Annotated in this window: 17 protein-coding genes; 5 read left to right on the top strand and 12 right to left on the bottom strand. The window is 37.5% G+C overall.

Annotation, left to right across the window (positions count from 1 at the left end; genetic code table 11):
* Positions 1 to 35: 35 nt before the first annotated feature.
* The 3 genes from AC1DEF_RS06835 to AC1DEF_RS06825 form a co-directional block, all read right to left on the bottom strand.
* Positions 36 to 1,208, bottom strand: a complete 1,173-nt coding sequence (locus AC1DEF_RS06835; protein WP_097823261.1) for an MFS transporter — start codon at positions 1,206 to 1,208, stop codon at positions 36 to 38.
* Positions 1,178 to 1,708 (bottom strand): MerR family transcriptional regulator, encoded by a 531-nt coding sequence (locus AC1DEF_RS06830; protein ID WP_477727329.1) that lies wholly within the window; start codon positions 1,706 to 1,708, stop codon positions 1,178 to 1,180. The genes AC1DEF_RS06835 and AC1DEF_RS06830 overlap by 31 nt, the downstream gene beginning before the upstream one ends.
* Before the next feature lie 69 nt (positions 1,709 to 1,777).
* Positions 1,778 to 2,440: a hypothetical protein gene (locus AC1DEF_RS06825; protein ID WP_097823260.1), complete on the bottom strand. Its 663-nt coding sequence runs from the start codon at positions 2,438 to 2,440 to the stop codon at positions 1,778 to 1,780.
* A 250-nt stretch (positions 2,441 to 2,690) separates the two neighbouring features.
* On the opposite strand from AC1DEF_RS06825, the gene AC1DEF_RS06820 reads away from it, so the two are divergent.
* On the top strand, positions 2,691 to 3,278 hold the full coding sequence (locus tag AC1DEF_RS06820; protein WP_043982872.1) for a beta-class carbonic anhydrase: 588 nt from the start codon (positions 2,691 to 2,693) through the stop codon (positions 3,276 to 3,278).
* A gap of 16 nt (positions 3,279 to 3,294) precedes the next feature.
* The gene (locus AC1DEF_RS06815) at positions 3,295 to 4,914 is read left to right on the top strand and encodes a SulP family inorganic anion transporter (protein WP_097823259.1); all 1,620 of its coding nucleotides are present in this window, start codon (positions 3,295 to 3,297) and stop codon (positions 4,912 to 4,914) included.
* 42 nt (positions 4,915 to 4,956) lie between these two features.
* On the opposite strand, the gene AC1DEF_RS06810 is transcribed toward AC1DEF_RS06815, so the two are convergent.
* Both AC1DEF_RS06810 and AC1DEF_RS06805 read right to left on the bottom strand, forming a co-directional pair.
* Positions 4,957 to 5,640, bottom strand: coding sequence for a response regulator transcription factor (locus AC1DEF_RS06810; protein WP_028408317.1), 684 nt, complete (start codon positions 5,638 to 5,640; stop codon positions 4,957 to 4,959).
* On the bottom strand, positions 5,618 to 7,108 hold the full coding sequence (locus tag AC1DEF_RS06805; RefSeq protein ID WP_097823258.1) for a sensor histidine kinase: 1,491 nt from the start codon (positions 7,106 to 7,108) through the stop codon (positions 5,618 to 5,620). Before AC1DEF_RS06805 ends, AC1DEF_RS06810 begins: the two co-directional genes overlap by 23 nt.
* A gap of 270 nt (positions 7,109 to 7,378) precedes the next feature.
* On the opposite strand from AC1DEF_RS06805, the gene AC1DEF_RS06800 reads away from it, so the two are divergent.
* Positions 7,379 to 7,876, top strand: a complete 498-nt coding sequence (locus AC1DEF_RS06800; RefSeq protein WP_097823257.1) for a GNAT family N-acetyltransferase — start codon at positions 7,379 to 7,381, stop codon at positions 7,874 to 7,876.
* A 72-nt stretch (positions 7,877 to 7,948) separates the two neighbouring features.
* Here the strand turns inward: AC1DEF_RS06800 and AC1DEF_RS06795 are convergent, their stop codons facing one another.
* From AC1DEF_RS06795 to AC1DEF_RS06785, 3 genes are all read right to left on the bottom strand, one after another.
* Entirely contained in the window at positions 7,949 to 8,341 is a 393-nt protein-coding gene (locus AC1DEF_RS06795; RefSeq protein ID WP_255255699.1) for an MFS transporter, read from the bottom strand.
* Positions 8,342 to 8,516: 175 nt separating this feature from the next.
* The gene (locus tag AC1DEF_RS06790) at positions 8,517 to 9,056 is read right to left on the bottom strand and encodes an SMI1/KNR4 family protein (protein ID WP_097823256.1); all 540 of its coding nucleotides are present in this window, start codon (positions 9,054 to 9,056) and stop codon (positions 8,517 to 8,519) included.
* A 155-nt stretch (positions 9,057 to 9,211) separates the two neighbouring features.
* Complete coding sequence (locus AC1DEF_RS06785; RefSeq protein ID WP_013057301.1) at positions 9,212 to 10,804, bottom strand: APC family permease; 1,593 nt, start codon at positions 10,802 to 10,804, stop codon at positions 9,212 to 9,214.
* A 249-nt stretch (positions 10,805 to 11,053) separates the two neighbouring features.
* Here AC1DEF_RS06785 and AC1DEF_RS06780 point away from each other — a divergent pair, with 249 nt between their 5' ends.
* Together AC1DEF_RS06780 and spoIIP are read left to right on the top strand one after the other, a co-directional pair.
* Positions 11,054 to 12,622, top strand: a complete 1,569-nt coding sequence (locus tag AC1DEF_RS06780; RefSeq protein WP_097823255.1) for an RQC-minor-2 family DNA-binding protein — start codon at positions 11,054 to 11,056, stop codon at positions 12,620 to 12,622.
* 160 nt (positions 12,623 to 12,782) lie between these two features.
* A complete protein-coding gene (spoIIP, locus tag AC1DEF_RS06775) occupies positions 12,783 to 13,952 on the top strand; it encodes a stage II sporulation protein P (RefSeq protein ID WP_043982887.1) in 1,170 nt (389 codons plus the stop codon).
* A 26-nt stretch (positions 13,953 to 13,978) separates the two neighbouring features.
* Here the strand turns inward: spoIIP and cobO are convergent, their stop codons facing one another.
* From cobO to AC1DEF_RS06755, 4 genes are read right to left on the bottom strand one after another with little or no spacing between them, the layout of a single operon-like run.
* A complete protein-coding gene (gene cobO, locus AC1DEF_RS06770) occupies positions 13,979 to 14,518 on the bottom strand; it encodes a cob(I)yrinic acid a,c-diamide adenosyltransferase (RefSeq protein ID WP_013057304.1) in 540 nt (179 codons plus the stop codon).
* Between the two features lie 31 nt (positions 14,519 to 14,549).
* On the bottom strand, positions 14,550 to 15,119 hold the full coding sequence (locus AC1DEF_RS06765; protein ID WP_050690212.1) for a nitroreductase family protein: 570 nt from the start codon (positions 15,117 to 15,119) through the stop codon (positions 14,550 to 14,552).
* Positions 15,120 to 15,139: 20 nt separating this feature from the next.
* A complete protein-coding gene (cobA, locus tag AC1DEF_RS06760; RefSeq protein WP_013057306.1) occupies positions 15,140 to 15,910 on the bottom strand; it encodes a uroporphyrinogen-III C-methyltransferase in 771 nt (256 codons plus the stop codon).
* A complete protein-coding gene (locus AC1DEF_RS06755) occupies positions 15,907 to 17,289 on the bottom strand; it encodes a cobyrinic acid a,c-diamide synthase CobB (RefSeq protein WP_097823254.1) in 1,383 nt (460 codons plus the stop codon). Before AC1DEF_RS06755 ends, cobA begins: the two co-directional genes overlap by 4 nt.
* Positions 17,290 to 17,298 lie beyond the last annotated feature (9 nt).

The following is a 17,298-nucleotide window of genomic DNA, read 5'->3' as shown; positions in this document are numbered from 1 at the left end:
GGCTTTTCACAAGAAAAAGCCTTTTATTTCAACGTTTATTTAGATACAGCTTCATTCGTTTGAGAAGTTGTTTTTACTTTTATAACCATAATAACAAAAGCTAGCAACCCAAGAATCGCCGCTACGAGAAAAGGAGCTTGAGGCGCTACGGCATTGCCGATAACTCCTGACAATAAAGGAGCAAACGCTGCGCCTAACCATCTTAAGAAATTATATCCTCCAGATGTAATTCCTCGTTCATAAGGAGATACTTCCATTACATGACTCGTAAATAATGCATTATTAAGTCCTGATACAAGACCTGCTGCCATGATTAAAACAATGCGCAACCATGTTGCATCAAAGGCAAATAAACAAATTAAAATAAGTGAAAAAATAATTAAGCTAACATGTAACACTTGTTTTGGCTGATATCTTTTTTCTAACTGATGTGCTAAAACCGCTGAGCCATAAGCTAAACATAATCCCCATCCAAAGAAAACAAAGCCAATTTGAAGAGCTCCGATCGATAGAATAAGCGGCGTATAAGCTAACACTGTAAAAAATCCGTAGTAATAAAGCATGCCTGATACAGCGCCTTGAGTAAATGGTTTTAATTTATAAAGTTTTACCATGTCTTTAAAACCAGCTGCTTTACGAGCCTTAGTGCTTGCAGGCTGTTTAACAATTGTTAATACTAAAATAAAGGCGATAAAAATTAAAGCACTTGTACCGAAAAACGGCAATCTCCAAGAAGCATTTCCTAACACTCCTCCTACAAGCGGTCCTCCGGCCATTCCCAAACCAATTGCAGCTTCATATAATCCTACTGCTTTTTTTACTTCACCTGATAATGCAATAAGCAGCGTCATAGCTGTTGCAAAGAAAAACGAATTACCAAGTCCCCATCCTGCTCGGAAAATGGAAAGCTGAGGAATATTGTTAGAAAACCCGCATAGTGCTGCAAAAATCGTCACAATGATAAGTCCTGTTACCATCAAACGCTTGTCTCCTACACGTGATGCTAAGATGCCTGCTGGAATCATCATAATAGCCATCATTAACAAATAGGAAGTAAATAACATTTCTACTTGCCAATGAGAAGCTCCAATTTGCTTAGCAATCTCCGGTAAAATCGGATCTACTACCCCGATTCCCATAAATGCTAAAAAAGTAGCTACTACCGTAATAATTTGACCTAATCGGTTATTTGAATGCTGTCCTTCCACTCTTTCATCTCTCCTTTTGTTTTTGTTTTTTCATGTATTTCCATAGCAGATTCTCGCATTTCTTTTAATTCTGTTTTAAATGCCTGCATTTTAACCACTTTAAATTCAATCATCTTGATTTGATTTTCCAGTAAATTTTCTATTTTAGTTATCTCTTTCGCTGATAATCCTTGCTGCTCACTTCTTTCTTCAATCATTCTTTTGAGCGACATAAACTGCTGCAGCTCCTGTAAAGAAAAACCAAGAACTTCTTTTGCTTCTGCTACTTTTCTTAGTTCTTTTACCTCTTCTTCGGAATAAATCCGTGCATTTCCTTTTGTACGCTGCGGGGGCAAAATGAGTCCAATCTCTTCATAATACCGAAGAGCACGCTTGGTCAAACCTGTCATTTTCGTCACGTCATCGATTAAATACATGCTTTCCCCTTCACCTCCCTTTAACATTAACGTTAACGTCAACTCTATATTACTATTATAGATTAACGTTAACGTTAATGTCAATAACAGTAAGACATTTTATGTAAATTTAAAAAATATGTGCACAAAAAAACCTATTGATAAATCAATAGGTTACATCAATATGTCATATAGCTGCTGTGCTGTTTCTCCTGTTACTTTACCGTATACCCCTCTTCTTTTAGAAGTAAGTTCCGCACTCTCGGCGGTGAATCGTACATTGTATACGACTCCTTCATAAGTAAGCTGTACATCTGGATCAAGAGCGATGCTGTAATCAGCTTTTTTCCATTGAATTTGTTTCATAATTGATTCTACAGCTAAAGCATCTTCTGAACTTAACGTTTTATCTCCTGCTTTTATAGGCTTGCCCTCCCTTTTTTTATTAAGTTTTAGTTCAGAATGAGAAGATGAAAATTCAAGTTGGTTTTTATCATGCGCTATGAAATCTTGGGGTAGTTCTACATAGCGGACAACTTCTCCTTCGTGTACAAACACAAGCATTTGATTAGCAGCAGATATTTTTTTCATCATCTCTTCACTGATCGGTGCGTTTACAAGTTTTTCTACGTCGGCTTTCTTGCTTTTGTTTGTTAATAAATATCCTTTTTCCCATTTAAAATCACTTAACTTCGATACATCCACTGAGCTTACACCTTTTTGTTCAAATGATTGCTGAATATTCTCCCCCATTTTTTTGTCGTTGGTGACTTGGGCATTAGAACTGCACCCTACTAAATAACAAAAAATAAGGCCTATTGCTATAAGAGCCTTCACTTTTGCCTTCCTCCTCTCTACCATTCTTTTAGACAATTCCAACTTTGTACCATTTTAACATATAATTCCCATATTCTTCGCTGAAACAGATAAAGAATACGCTTACATAATTTCACGCATATAAATGTGATTTATTTATAAGTTTTTTCTGAATATTTTAAGAAAATTTTAATATTTTATTTAGTTCGTTTTTAAACTTTATCTTTAGACTAAAAAATAAGTTAAAAATAAATAACGCAGGAGGAAAACAATGACTTGTCTATCTGAAGTTTTAAAGTTTAATGAAAAATTTGTAACAAATAATCAATTCGAGGCTTTTCAAACATCCAAATTTCCTAACAAAAAAATAGTGATCTTAACTTGTATGGATACACGTTTGTTAGAATTACTTCCTAAAGCCATGGGGCTAAAAAATGGAGATGCGAAAATAGTGAAAAATGCCGGAGCTGTTATCTCCCATCCCTTTGGCAGCGTCATGAGAAGTATATTAGTTGCCGTCTACGCTTTGCAAGCTGATGAAGTATGTGTCATCGGTCATCATGAATGTGGAATGACGGGCATGAAAGCTGAAGCTATTTTAGCCTCTGCTGAACAAAGAGGGATCAGCGCGGAACAGATTCGTAATCTAAAATATGCCGGTATTGATTTAGAATCATGGCTGACTGGGTTTGAATGTGTAGAAGATAGTGTCGAAAACAGTGTGGATATGATTCGAAATCACCCTTTATTACCGAAAGACGTGCTTGTTTCTGGAATGGTTATTCATCCTTCAACAGGAAAACTTGACGTCGTTGTCAACGGCTATTCCCAAGACCGAGCTGAAACCGTAAGCTCATGAAGGAGGATTTTATCGAATGCTAAAAGATAACCGATTTCAAGGCTATTCAGCAGGGCATTTACAAAAAGACATTATCGCCGGTTTGGTTGTTGGGGTCGTTGCTATTCCTTTAGCAATGGCCTTTGCCATCGCTTCTGGTGTAAGACCTGAATACGGGATTTATACAACCATTATCGCAGGGATTATAGTTTCAATATTAGGCGGATCGAAATTTCAAATTGCAGGTCCAACAGGTGCATTTGTTCCAGTGCTGCTTGGAGTTGTCATGCAGTATGGTTATGAGAACCTCATTATTGCCGGCTTTATGGCTGGAATTATGATTACGCTTCTCGGAATATTTAAGCTAGGAAAATTTATAAAGTTTATTCCGCGCCCTGTAACGATTGGATTTACAGCAGGAATTGCGATTATTATCTTCTCAGGTCAGATCGCTAATTTTCTAGGATTAAAAGGAATTGCAAAACATGAGGAATTTCATTTAAATATGATTGAAATCCTACGCAAAATTGCAACGATTAACATTTACAGCGTCATCATAGCCGCTATTTGTTTAGCTATCGTGATTACAACGCCAAAGTTTTTACCTAAAATTCCCGGTGCCCTTCTAGGTCTTCTTGTCTCCACACTTGTAGCCATTACACTGTTCCCAGGAAAAGTTGCAACGATTGGCTCTACTTACGGTGCCATTCCGAGCAAACTACCATCTTTTAGCTTCCCAGATTTAACTTGGGATAACATCGTGATGCTATTTCCGGCTGCCTGCGTAATTGCAATGCTTGGAGGTATTGAATCTTTACTATCGGCTGTTGTTGCTGATAATATGGCTAAAACCAAGCATAATAGCAATAAAGAGCTTGTCGGCCAAGGAATTGCTAATATCGCTACCTCGCTATTTGGCGGAATTCCAGCAACTGGTGCCATTGCCAGAACGGCTACTAATATCAAAAACGGCGCAGCTTCTCCGTTATCAGGAGTCATACACGGCTTAGTTGTTTTATTGGTCCTTGTGATGCTAGCTCCTTATGCATCAAACATTCCGCTGGCAAGTATGGCACCTATTTTAATGTTTGTGGCTTGGAATATGAGTGAGCGTAAAGAATTTGCGCATATTTTAAAAACCAAGTCAGCTGATTCATTTGTACTTGTAGCTACGTTTTTATTAACAGTTTCAATCGATTTAACAACAGGTGTAGGCGTGGGTCTACTTTTAGCTATTGTTATGTTTGTGAAACGAATGAGCGGATCACTGAAGATTTCAAAGGTTTTAGCGGAAACATCTGAAAACGCTCACAAATCTGATTTGATGGAATATACCATGCAAGGATCTCTTTTCTTTGGATCAGCTGAAGTATTAGAAGATTCCTTCGATAAGATCGCTGAAGCGAAACCGAAAGTTTTATTGCTTCGAATGAGCCAAGTCTCCTTTATTGATACATCTGGAGAAGCTTTACTATCGAAGGTGGTCGAACGTTTGAAAGATTCGCATAGCCAAGTCGTTATTTCTGGCTTACAGCACCAGCCGAAAGAAATGTTAAAGTCAACCGGTCTATATGATAAAATCGGTGAAAAAAATATATTTTCTTCCGAACCTCCCGTGAGTAAGATTAAAGCTCGTCATAGAATCGTTACTACGTAGTAAAAAAGAGATCCGAACGATTAATCGTTCGGATCTCTTTTTTTAAATATTAAACCGGTACCCTGCTCCCCAAACCGTTTCTAGGTACTGAGGATCTGCTGGGTTTTCTTCTAACTTTTCTCTCAGTTTTCGAATGTGAACTGTTACGGTTGAAATGTCTCCTGAAGAATCAAATCCCCAAATTTTTTCAAATAGATGTTCTTTACTTAATACTTGATTTGGATGAGAAACGATAAACTTCAGCAAATCGAATTCCTTCGCTGTAAAAAACACTTCTTTGTCATTCACAAATACTCTTCTAGCGAGCGTGTCAATCGCTAAACCATGAATACGAATCATACGCTTTTCCTGCTTATCAGAGAGTCTTTCATATCTCGCTAAATGCGCTTTGACTCTTGCAACCAGCTCCCCAGGGCTGAATGGCTTGGTAATATAGTCATCTGCACCTAGCCCGAGCCCTCTAATTTTATCGATTTCTTCTTTTTTAGCTGAAACTAAAATGATTGGTATATCTTTTGCAGCTCGAATTTGCTTGCACACTTCAAATCCGCTCACTTTAGGGAGCATAATATCCAAAATAACCAGATCAAAATGTTCATTTAACGCTTTTTCTAATCCCTTATCACCGCTATATTGAACGTCTATTTCAAAATCGTTAATTTCTAAATAATCTCTTTGCAATTCAGCAATACTTACTTCATCTTCAACTAACAATATCTTCTTCATATGTATCACCATTTTCATTCATTTTTTGCAAAGAAAAGAAAATACTTGTTCCTTCGCCAAGCTTACTTAGTGCCCAGATGTCTCCCCCGTGGCGTTCAACAATTTGTTTTGCAATGGCCAGTCCAAGTCCACTTCCTCCAGTATTGCTGTTGCGGGACTGTTCTGCTCGATAAAACCGGTCAAAAATATGCGCTAATGCTTCCGGTGAAATCCCTGCGCCATTGTCTTTCACTTCAATAATGAGTTCACTTTCGGTAGCAGAAAGAACGATATCGATTCTTTTTCTTTCTTTATCCATAAATTTAATACTATTGGTTGTTAAATTTATTAAAACTCTTCGCAGCTGCTCAGCATCTGCCTTTGCATACAGTGTCGTTAGAGAATCATTAGAAAATAAAACATCAATATCATGTTCGCTCATTTCAAACTGAAGCTCTTGCACATAACTTTCCATAAATGCAGAAATATTAAGTTTTTTAAACACAAATGGAATTTCGTGCAAATCCAATTTAGAAAATAAAAACAGCTCATCGATTAACGCATTCATGTCTTTTGCTTTCGTTGAAATCGTTAACAAATATTTAGAAAGCTTATCTGGCGTGTTAGCTACTCCATCTTGAATTCCTTCTACATATCCTACAATGGAAGTAATAGGAGTTCGCAGATCGTGTGAAATACTTGAAAGCAGCTGTTTACGGTTATCTTCATACTGAATTTGCAGTTCAACAGAAGATTTTAGTTTTTGCCTCATTTCTTCAAAAGCTTGCGTTAATTCGCCTATTTCATCCTTTGAATTAGCAGAGATCTCAAAGTGAAGATCACCTTGTTTTATTTTTTCAGCCGCTTCTTTTAATTCACGAATGGGTTTAATAATGCTTCTTGAAACAAGATAGTTTAAAAATCCAATAATCACAATTACTAAAATTAATAGTAGAAAGATTAAAAAAGGGAAAATTCGATTAATAATGCCTACATAAGGGCTGATTTTTCGCAAAACGTAAATGCTTCCTTTTTCTTGATTCGAGAAAGGAAAATCAAGGTTGATATATGTAAAGTACTGCTTGCCTACGCGCAGCATGTCCTGCTGATACGAGTGATTTCCTTTACTTTTTTGATGCTTTGGCAAGTATTTACGGAGGTTTTCTCCTTTAATGGATTCTGAAGCATATACAACCTCTGTGTTTTTTTGAATCACAATATCAATATTTTCAAATTCATATTTTTTAACCGTCTCCGGCCGCAGCAGCTGCTCCGGTTTTTCTTCACTCAATAACTTTAAATCCAAGAATGCATTTTCTTCTTCTGGCGTTAACAATTTATACTCATAGGAGTGACTGTACAGTTTTCTTACAAAATCGGCGTCTCCAGTAATGGAGAAGAAAATGAGAAAGCCCGATAAAAAAAGCAAAATAATAAAGACAAACACAATACTGATATACGTTAAAATAAAACGAAGCTGAATTGACATTACTTACCCTATGCCCCTTTGGCTTTAACAAAACTATTTGATAGACTAGTAAAGGTGAATAACAAATAGATCGTTAGACATTATACATATAGCAAAAATTAAAACAACAAAACAAATGTATATTCTCACTTTACCGTGATAGAGTGAGAATGAACACCACCTTTTTTACCATTTTATGAATTACTGGAAAATTATGATCTATTTTTCATAATATTCTTAGGCTGAAAGGTATACTATATGCCTTAATATTTTAAAAAAGGAGATTTTTTAATGAAAATTATTAAAGCTACTTCCTCTCACATCCCTTCTGTTGCCCGTCTGTACGTTGACAGCTGGCGCATTACATACAAAGGATTAGTACCTGATGCTTATTTAAAAAGCTTATCTTATGAACAAAGTAGAGAAAAATGGTCCCTTTTTCTTACCGAGCCTTCTCATTTTATTTTGCTCGCTATCGATGAACGAGGAGAGATTGTCGGCTTTTCAGCAGGTAAGCCTCATTTGTCCCGTGCTGAAATATACGCGCTATACGTTTGCAAGGAAGTGCAAAACCAAGGAATTGGTCACCTTCTATTTTCTCATTCAGTAAAAGAATTTGCTGATCAGCAATATACGTCTATGATTATTTGGGCTATGAAGAAAAATAAGAAAGCCGTTCAGTTTTATAAAAAATTAGGCGGCAAAAAAATCTTGAATCGCACAAGTCAGTTTGGAGAAACTAAAGTTGAAGACGAAGCTTACGGTTGGGAACGTCTTCCTTCTATATAAATAAATGAGCACACTAGTGTGCTCGTTTATTTATATAGAAACACTTGTTGAAGCGTTTTCCCAAGCATGCATTCATTTTAGAAAAAAAGATAAGACGTGGGCAATCACTTCAACGATAGCAGCAATAAAAAATGCTTGCTGCAATCCGGAAATCAGTCCATTCACTTTTGCTAAAGCTGTATTTGGTTCATTTACCCCTTTTACGTAACTCTCTTTTCCAGAAGACATAATACTGATAAATAGCGCAGTTCCAATTTCTCCGGACACTTGTTGTAATGTATTCATTATTGCTGTGCCATGAGGATACAGCTGCTTAGGGAGCTGATTTAACCCCGTGGTAGTCTGTGCAGGCAGCATCACCATCGAAATACCAATCAACATCATCACGTGTAGTGCAACAATATAAGCTACACTCGTAGAAGCAGCGAGTTGACTAAAAAGTCCAAGAGATAGGATAACGAGCACAAGACCTAGAGTGACTAATGCTTTAAGACCAAACTTATCAACAACTCAGACATTAGACAGTTTCTATACAATCATACTCATAACCTTTTAGAATCGCTGCGCTGTTCTAGCTTATAATGACTATACAAAAAGCAGAACGATTATACGCTCTGCTTTTACATTCGAGAAGATAACGTTATTGAGCCGTTGTCTTTTTATCCGTTGAATGAACTTTATTACAAAGCTCATTCCAGTGCCAAAAACAATTCCCTTGACTCACTATAAAACAATCCAGCCATTTCTGAAAATTCATATGTAATACATGTGCATCTTGAAACGATGCGTTCCGCTTTTTTACTATTATATATGCAGAGTGCGCTGATTTTTTGGAGTCAATGATAATCTCTTCTTCTCCAACAGACCCAATTGTTATATAGAGACTCTGACTTTTATAAGCTGTTTCTCTTACATCTTCTAAGCTATAAAGATTCCCTGCTATTTTTTTGTCAGCATCAATGAACAAATTACACCCATTTGTTAGCTGCAAAAACTGCTTGTAGTCTTCAGGAAGTGATACATGCATTTCTTCTTCAAAAACATTCAGTTGATTCTTGCTTACTCCATCAAAAAAAGTACACGTGGTTCTGTATACTTCTCCTTCATTTTTACACACTTCTATAACATTATTGTTTTCCCACAGCCGCTTTCGAAGTGAATTTATTATTTTTTCAATCATACTCTTCCTCCAAGCGTTGGATTTAAAACGGTTACATTACATTAATTAAACAATAATGTGCTAATTCCTTCTTTCCTACTAAATTATACGACAAACTTTAGAATTTCATGTTCAAATAACATAGAAAAAAGCAGCGAATATCGCTGCTTTGCAGGTTATACAGGTGCTTTTTCTTCCTGTTCAGGATGGTGATCGTAATCAATAAGCGCTTTTGGAAGGCCCGTATATTTAGCCCAATAATAAATCCCAAGAGATACGACCGCTATGATAATTAAGTCTACAGGCGTATCGATCAAACCCTTTCCTCCGCCGAACGAACCAATATAAGAAATAAAGAGCATGATGATATAATAAGCAACTAACCACCAAGTTGATTTAATCTGCTGACGAAGACTTACTTCGTTTTTAGGCACATATTTAGCAAAAATCAAATATATAACAAACATAACCAATTGAGAAGTTAACAGCCATGAAATAGTCTTCCATCCTGACCAGTAGACAATAAAGGAAGCAAAAATAAAGGATAATGGACCAATTATACTCATTCCTCTTAATTTAAAAGGCTTTTCCAAATCTTTTGCGTTCACCATAAAGGCCGCTGATGAAATTGGTGCAATCGCGTAAGAAAGAATAAGCGCAACAGAGCATACGTTTACGAGTGCATTCCATGAAGGAAATGGCAGTGTCCAAAAAATCGAAAGTCCTAATGAGAGCCATAGAGATGATCGAGGAATCCCTGTTTTTTTATCCACATGAGCAAACGTTTTAAATAACGTACCGTTACGAGACCAAGCATAGATAAGTCTAGATGTTGTATTCATAAAAATATTACCGTTACCACCCGGTGATAAAATGGCGTCTAAAATAACAAGTGTTGCTAGCCAGCCAAGGCCAAGAACAACAGCGATGTCTTTAAATGGCAGTGAGAATTTATCTTGAATGCCGGACCAACCGCCTTTAATCATGTCAGATGGAATAGCTCCGATAAATAATACTTGTAGGGCAGTATAAATGAGAGCTGCTAGAATGATACAAATCACAAGAGCAATTGGAATATTACGCTGAGGATTTTTTACCTCTCCAGCTACAGATACAATTGGATGAAGGCCTAAGTAGGCAAACATAACCCCGCCTGTGGCAATGGCGGCCTGGATACCATCAAACCCCCCGGGAGCAAACTCTCCCATCGTAAAGTTTCCTGACTTAAAATAAAATGCCAGCGTTACGATTACTGTAAGCGGTACAAAATATTTAAAAATAGAAATGATAATATTCGATTTTGCAAATGCTTTTACACTCCAGTAATTGAGTAAAAAGAATAAGCAAAGCAACACAAATTGTAGAATCCATCCAGATATCGTCGGTGAATCAGATCCAGATTTTGTTAAACCCGGAAACCAGTAGGCCACATACTGTCTCACAGCTGTTACTTCGATAGCGATTAAGCTAGTGTACGCTACAATAGTAATAAATGAAATCATATAGCCTACAAGATGACCGTGTGAATAAACAGGATACCGAATAATTCCTCCTGTACGAGGCAAGGCAGCCCCTAGCTCAGCGTATACAAGGCCTATTAATAAAATAATAACTCCACCAATAACCCAAGAAAAACTTCCTGCAGGACCGGCTTGCGTAGCGACATTACTAACGGCAAACAGCCAAGCGGAGCCAAAAATAGCCCCTAATCCAATCAATGTTAAATCTAATAGGGATATCGTCTTTTTAAACGGACCTTTATTCTCCATAAGCTTCCTCCTTTGGATGAATCATCACTTTTGTTGTTTTTTTTGACAACATTCATATATATTCGATAATATGTGTCAAAATTTTTATTACTATACCCATTCAAAATTACTTTGAATCCCTTTTCTTGATTTCTACAGATTAATTAACAGAAAATTTTTAAAAATAACTCTTATATTCAAGACACACTAAAACTTTTTCTTCTCTTCTTTAATAGGTAAAATACTCAATAAATGAAAGGAGTTAGACAAATGACTTTACCAGAAAATTTGCCTGTTGATTTTACAGCTTACAACCACTTAACATTCCTTCCGCTCGGACGCAAAAATAAATCGATTCGGTCCGTAGGAAGTAAACATACTAAAGGGCTACTTGGACGTTTAAATGACTACTTTGAGCGAGCAATGAATGAGTTATCTCAAGAAGATATAGTCCTTTTTCAAACGTTCTTATATGGAAGTCATAGGGGCGGTTTTCCTGTCGCAATTGATAAAAATGAAGACGTTTATCCTCACTTTTGGAAACCAACTTCATTTCTATGGAAAGAATATAATAAGAATCGCGGCATTCCTATTCATCATGATGAGTTTTATTCTCAAGATTTTACGGTTTTAACTAAAAATGAGTTGGAAAACTACCTCGGAAGTATTATGAAAGATTACATGTTTTGTGCTAGGATACATGATTCTTCCAAAGAAGAATGGATTCAACATATTAATAAGTGTTTCTTCAAACATCCGCTCATTTCCCTTTATCATCGAAATGCAGATGTGATTGAAGCAATTGAACAATCAAAAAAATCACCTTTGCTTTTTATTATGAAAAACCCTGAGCAAATTGCTTTTTGGCGCAATCGGATTGAAATCATTATGAGACCTTTTCGATCTCTTCCTTACACCGCCTTTGAGAGAGGATTTTCAGATACGGAAGATACGGTATTAACTGTTCACGGAGAAAACGAGATCATTCGCTTAACTTCAGAAAACAGAGGTCTCGCCGTAACATATGATGTTACAAATAATGCTATTTCACTCGATGATGAGTATAATGTAGTGCTAGCAGCGAAACGCTTAGCTACAACTCAGCGGCAGTTCGAAGAGATTATAGATGAAAATGAAGAAGTGATTCAAAAACTACTGGTCTTTTTTAAATGGAAAAGTCTTTTAAAGCATCATGAAGTGCACATCAAAGAAATCCAAGACAAATTGTGCAGCCTAACCACTTATCAACTTAATCAAAGACAAGTTTTACAGGAAAACGAGCCCTTTCTTTCCTTCATTCAAAAGGTATTACAAGTAAAAACACCGAATGCAAATCTCGAAGTTGGTTCCATTCAATGGTTTTCGCAATGGGATTTTCCAGATGTCACCCTGCTGCAGGAAACAAACAAATTTACATGTTATATGGACCCAAACGAAATAAAAAAGAAACTGACAGAAATAGGCGCTAAGATAGAAAATGAACTTCATAAGCAGCGTCAGGACCTGCTTTCGACTCCGCTAGAAATCGGTCAAATAACTTTTGATTCAAACCAAATGCTACGGTTACTAACGCTTATAGATACCTTAAAGAACACGGAAACTCAGCAGAGTTACGTACAAATTTTAGAAGGTGTTTCTACTAACAGTATTCGTCAAAAAGAGCTCGATAAAATACCCGCATTTGGATTATTAAGTTCCGTGAAGCGCAAGCGCATTGTTACGTATTTACAAGAATTACAAAACTATCAGCTGCTTAAAAAAGAGAAAAAAGGATTCAGCCTCACTCCAAAAGGCGAAGCCATCCGACGTCTATTTGAAGAAGAATCACTGAGAATATGAGATTATATCTCGCGTGATTCTTCTTTTTTGATTTTGAAGACTACTTTCTCTATTAAATGCTTATCATAATTAGAAATCTCCATTCATATAATCATTACTAGATTAGCAAAGTCCTTCATACCTATTAGCCTGATGCTGACATAGAGAGGAGATTTCGCCATTGAAATCTAGTAATCGCGCCAATTTTGTAGTGTTAACATATAAGATGGTTCTTGTTATTTTATCCATTGTTTTAATGACATCATCTATCATTGTTCTAGTAAGTTACTCAGCATTTAAAGAACAGTTCAATTCTTCTATTGTCTATCAAACGTTATCGAAGCATAAAGCAGAAAGCCTTTATTATTTGATGAGCCAGGAAAACCACCACTTTTCAACGGCTTTTGATAAAAATTATTCGCCTCCAGGTCTTTCTTCTACACTGCTAGAGTTATCAACAAGTATTCGAGCAGAAGACGCGAGAAGCTTGTTTGGTTCAGAACTGCCTGGATTCAGTATTTACGACTCCAATATTATCATCGCCGGTGAAGGCACAAATTTCACAAACTTCCCTAGAGAATCTGCACCACCATTAGATGAAACGCTAAAAGAAAGAAATTCTACTACAAAAGTTCAGCAACCTAAAGATAACGATGGTACGAATGCTCCAAATAATAATACAACTGGCGGAAAAAAGGTATTTTATATTTATCATACGCACAGCTGGGAATCTTACTTGCCTCTGTTAGGACTTGAAGGTGATCCAGATGCTAATAAAGCTGTAGATAGTAAAACCAATATTAATATAGTCGCAAATATGCTAGGAAAAGATTTAGAGGCTCAGGGAATTGGGGCAGAAGTGGATCAAACCAATATTGGACAGAAATTAAAAGAAAAAGGCTGGAACACCAACCAATCGTACGCCATGTCTCGCACAGTAATTGAAACGGCGATGACTGAGAATAGAGATTTAACTTACTTTATCGATTTGCACCGAGATTCGCTTCGAAAAGATAATACAACCATTAAGATTAACAATAAATCGTATGCAAAAGTTGTGTTTGTTTTAGGGAAAGCGAATCAAAACTTTGAACAAAACTTAAAAATGGCAAAAGCGCTTCATGAAGGTCTTGAAAAGAAATATCCTGGGTTAAGCCGCGGAGTTATTGGCAAAAACAAATCCAGCGGTAACGGTGTATATAACCAAGATGTTTCTAAAAATGCGATTTTAATTGAAGTGGGCGGAGTTGATAATAACTTTGATGAACTAACCAACACAACAAAAGCACTGTCTGATGTCATTAGCCAATTTTACTGGCAAGCTGAAAAAGTAGATGCCCCTGCTCAATAAAAAAAGCCCTCTTCACTGAGGGCTTTTTAAAATTCAATTCCTTTTACAGCAGGAATTCCTTCATCATAATAATGTTTATGAGGCTTCATTTCCGTCACAAGATCTGCTGCATCCATCACTTCTTTTTTAGCAGAACGCCCGGTAATGACCAAATGCATATGCTCAGGGCGCTTTTGAATAAGGTCAATTACTTCGTGTAGCGGTAGCACATCATCAATAGGAAATTTCTCGATAGCCAGTGCATTATTTAACTCGTCTAAAATAACTACATCATATTCGTTCGAGAAGACTTTTTCCTTCGTTAGCGCCCAAGCTTTTTGCAAAGCTTCACGATGTTCAGGCGGTGTTTTTGTCCACGTGAAGCCGACTCCTGTTTGAATCATTTCAATTCCTATTCTGTCAAACATCAGCTTTTCGCCATATGTACGCTGAGGAGATTTAATAAATTGAATCATTAATACTTTTTGTCCGCGTCCCGTAGCGCGCAACGCAAGACCTAAAGCAGCGGTTGTTTTTCCTTTACCGTCTCCGGTATAAATTAACGTAAGACCCCGTTTGTCTTTCAATCTAAAAACCTCTTTTTCTTCGAATTTCAGTTTACAGCCATGTTGTTTTTTCTGTAAACGGTGTTCTAGCAGGCTCTTTCATTTTTGTAAGAGACTCTTCATTTGGATAGCCTAGAAATACGTTTCCTACTACGACTTTACCTGAAGGGTTGCCAATAAACTCATGTAATCTCTCGTCTCGAACAAGACCAACGCCTCTTGTTCTCCAAACGAATCCAAGACCTAGTTCTTTAGCCGCTAGCCACATGGAATGAATCGCGCATGAAACCGCATATTTGTTGTCTTCAGTGGCTTCATCGTCTCCTTCAACTGTGTCAGCTGTTACGACGATATGTACAGGCGTATTTTTTACTGCTTTTAACGAACTTTCTACTAAATGAGGCTTTGTAGGAAAGCGCTCCTTTAAATAAGCTTCAGCCAGTTCTTCATACTTCTTTTTTGCTTCTCCTTGAATCACATAAAAGCTCCAAGGCTCTCTCATTCGGTCATTTGGAGCCCACGTCGCTGCTTCAAGCAGCTGTTCGATTTTCTCTTGTTCCACTTCACGCGCTTCATGATCTCGTACCGCTCTTCGTTCTTTTAGCTGTGAAATAATCGTCATATTGTCTCCTCCTTTTAACGTTAAAGCAGAATATTTTCCGCTCTTTCTTCGAACCATTTTATTTTTTCTCTAATTGTCACAACTTCACCTACAAGCACAATGGCAGGATGAGCAATTTCTGCTTTTTTTGCTATTTCTTCGATTGTGGCAAGCGTTCCTGTTACGGTGCGCTGATACTTCGTTGTGCCCCATTGAACAAGCGCTACTGGAGTATGTTTATCTCGTCCATGGTCCATCAACTGCTTGCATATATGAGGTAAATTTCCAACGCCCATGTAAAACGCAATTGTATCTATTCCTTGAGCAAGCGCTGACCAATTTAAATAATCTTTTCCTTTTTCTTCTCTTCCATGACCCGTTACAATCGCAAAAGAAGTGGCATGATCTCTATGGGTAACAGGAATTCCTGCATAAGCTGGAGCTGCAATTCCTGACGTGATACCAGGCACTACTTCGTAAGGAATTCCTTGAGTAGCAAGCACTTCCGCTTCCTCTGCTCCGCGGCCAAACACAAAAGGATCGCCTCCTTTTAAGCGCGTCACTACTTTTCCTTGAAGCGCTTTTTCAACAAGCAGTTCGTGAATACGATCTTGGATGACTCCGTGCTTACCCGGTAATTTCCCGCAAAAAATAAGCTCCGCGTCTTTTTTAGCATAGTTTAACAACTGTTCGTTGGCTAAGCGGTCATATAAAATAACATCCGCTTCTTGAATACACTCCATTCCATATACGGTTATTAGCTTCGGATCTCCTGGTCCAGCTCCTACTAAATATACTTTTCCAACTGTCACACGGCATCTCTTCTTTCTTTTTTTACCGCTTTACACTGTTCCACCCAGTTTTCTACCATCTTCATAGAAGAGCCGAAATGAAAGTGCGTATAGCCGGCAATTAAATTATTGTTCATATAGCCTTCTTCTTTCATTCCTCGCATCCCTTTTGTATCATAGGCAGGCGAAAACTCTTTCTCTGAATGAAAGGTTGAATAATGAAATTCATGGCCTTTAGCTTGTACATCGCCTTTAAATAAAAAATTCTCCTGCTTTCCCGTCACTTCTCGGTACCCTAAAGCAGCTAATTTTGTCTGCATTCTTACTTGTCCGGGAATAAGCCCCACCATTTCATGGCATGTATCATCTGTTGTGACAATAGCATCTGTTAAGAACATAAACCCTCCGCACTCAGCAAGCGTAGGAATCCCTTTTTGAATAGCTGCTCGAACAGAATTTTTAACGTCGATTTGCTGAGCCAGCGTTTCAGCAAATTCTTCTGGAAATCCGCCTCCTATATAAAGACCGTCAGCATCTTGTGGAACCACTTCTCCTTTTAAAGGCGAAAATTCTACAAGCTCTGCTCCGTAAGCTTTTAACAATTCGAAATTTTCTTCATAATAAAAGTTAAAAGCGGCATCTCTCGCTACAGCAATTTTCACTTGAGGTACGGACGGCTTTGTAAAGATAGGATCATTAATTTCTATTTTAGGAGCTAAAGCCAGTTCATATACTTTTTCGATATCAATTGTATCATGAACAAGCTTTCCTAACTGTTCAAAAAACGGCGTTAACTCTCCTCGTTCAATCGACGGAATGAGCCCGAGGTGACGTTCAGGAATCGTAAGATCATCGTTTCTTTTCAAGTAGCCTACTACAGGGATATGACATTCCTGCTCAATCGCTGCCTTAACAAGTTTATAATGTCCTTCACTTCCAACCCGGTTAGCAATTACACCAACGATGTTAGCTTCCGGTAAAAATTGCTGAAACCCTTTTACAATCGCCGCTGCACTTCTAGCCATACTAGCACAATTGACAACTAAAAGGACAGGGCTATTGGTGATTAAGCTGATTTCTGCTGTTGTTCCTTCGTTCGTTAACGGGTTTTTCCCATCGAAAAATCCCATAACTCCTTCCATGATGGAAATATCAGCATCTTCACTAGCACGAGCGACAATTTCTCTAACCATATCGTGTTCAAGCATCCAGCTGTCTATATTTCGAGACGTTCGTTCTGTAACAGCCGTATGATACGTTGGATCAATATAATCGGGTCCGCATTTAAACCCTTGAACTCTGTAACCAGCTTGTCTTAATGCTGCCATCAGCCCGATTGTAAGTGTTGTTTTCCCTACGCCACTTCCAGTACCGGCAATGACGAGTCTTCTGTTTGACATGTTGTTCTC

This window comes from Priestia sp. 10L35 (assembly GCF_056395685.1).
The sequence above is the reverse complement of the archived record's forward strand: the minus strand, read 5'-3'. Positions and strand labels throughout refer to the sequence as shown.

Excerpts from the sequence above, each read along its gene's own strand:
- AC1DEF_RS06820 (WP_043982872.1), top strand. The coding sequence starts at position 2,691 with ATGACTTGTCTATCTGAAGTTTTAAAGTTTAATGAAAAATTTGTAACA.
- AC1DEF_RS06815 (WP_097823259.1), top strand. The coding sequence starts at position 3,295 with ATGCTAAAAGATAACCGATTTCAAGGCTATTCAGCAGGGCATTTACAA.
- AC1DEF_RS06810 (WP_028408317.1), bottom strand. The coding sequence starts at position 5,640 with ATGAAGAAGATATTGTTAGTTGAAGATGAAGTAAGTATTGCTGAATTG.
- AC1DEF_RS06805 (WP_097823258.1), bottom strand. The coding sequence starts at position 7,108 with ATGTCAATTCAGCTTCGTTTTATTTTAACGTATATCAGTATTGTGTTT.
- AC1DEF_RS06800 (WP_097823257.1), top strand. The coding sequence starts at position 7,379 with ATGAAAATTATTAAAGCTACTTCCTCTCACATCCCTTCTGTTGCCCGT.
- AC1DEF_RS06790 (WP_097823256.1), bottom strand. The coding sequence starts at position 9,056 with ATGATTGAAAAAATAATAAATTCACTTCGAAAGCGGCTGTGGGAAAAC.
- AC1DEF_RS06785 (WP_013057301.1), bottom strand. The coding sequence starts at position 10,804 with ATGGAGAATAAAGGTCCGTTTAAAAAGACGATATCCCTATTAGATTTA.
- AC1DEF_RS06780 (WP_097823255.1), top strand. The coding sequence starts at position 11,054 with ATGACTTTACCAGAAAATTTGCCTGTTGATTTTACAGCTTACAACCAC.
- AC1DEF_RS06765 (WP_050690212.1), bottom strand. The coding sequence starts at position 15,119 with ATGACGATTATTTCACAGCTAAAAGAACGAAGAGCGGTACGAGATCAT.
- AC1DEF_RS06755 (WP_097823254.1), bottom strand. The coding sequence starts at position 17,289 with ATGTCAAACAGAAGACTCGTCATTGCCGGTACTGGAAGTGGCGTAGGG.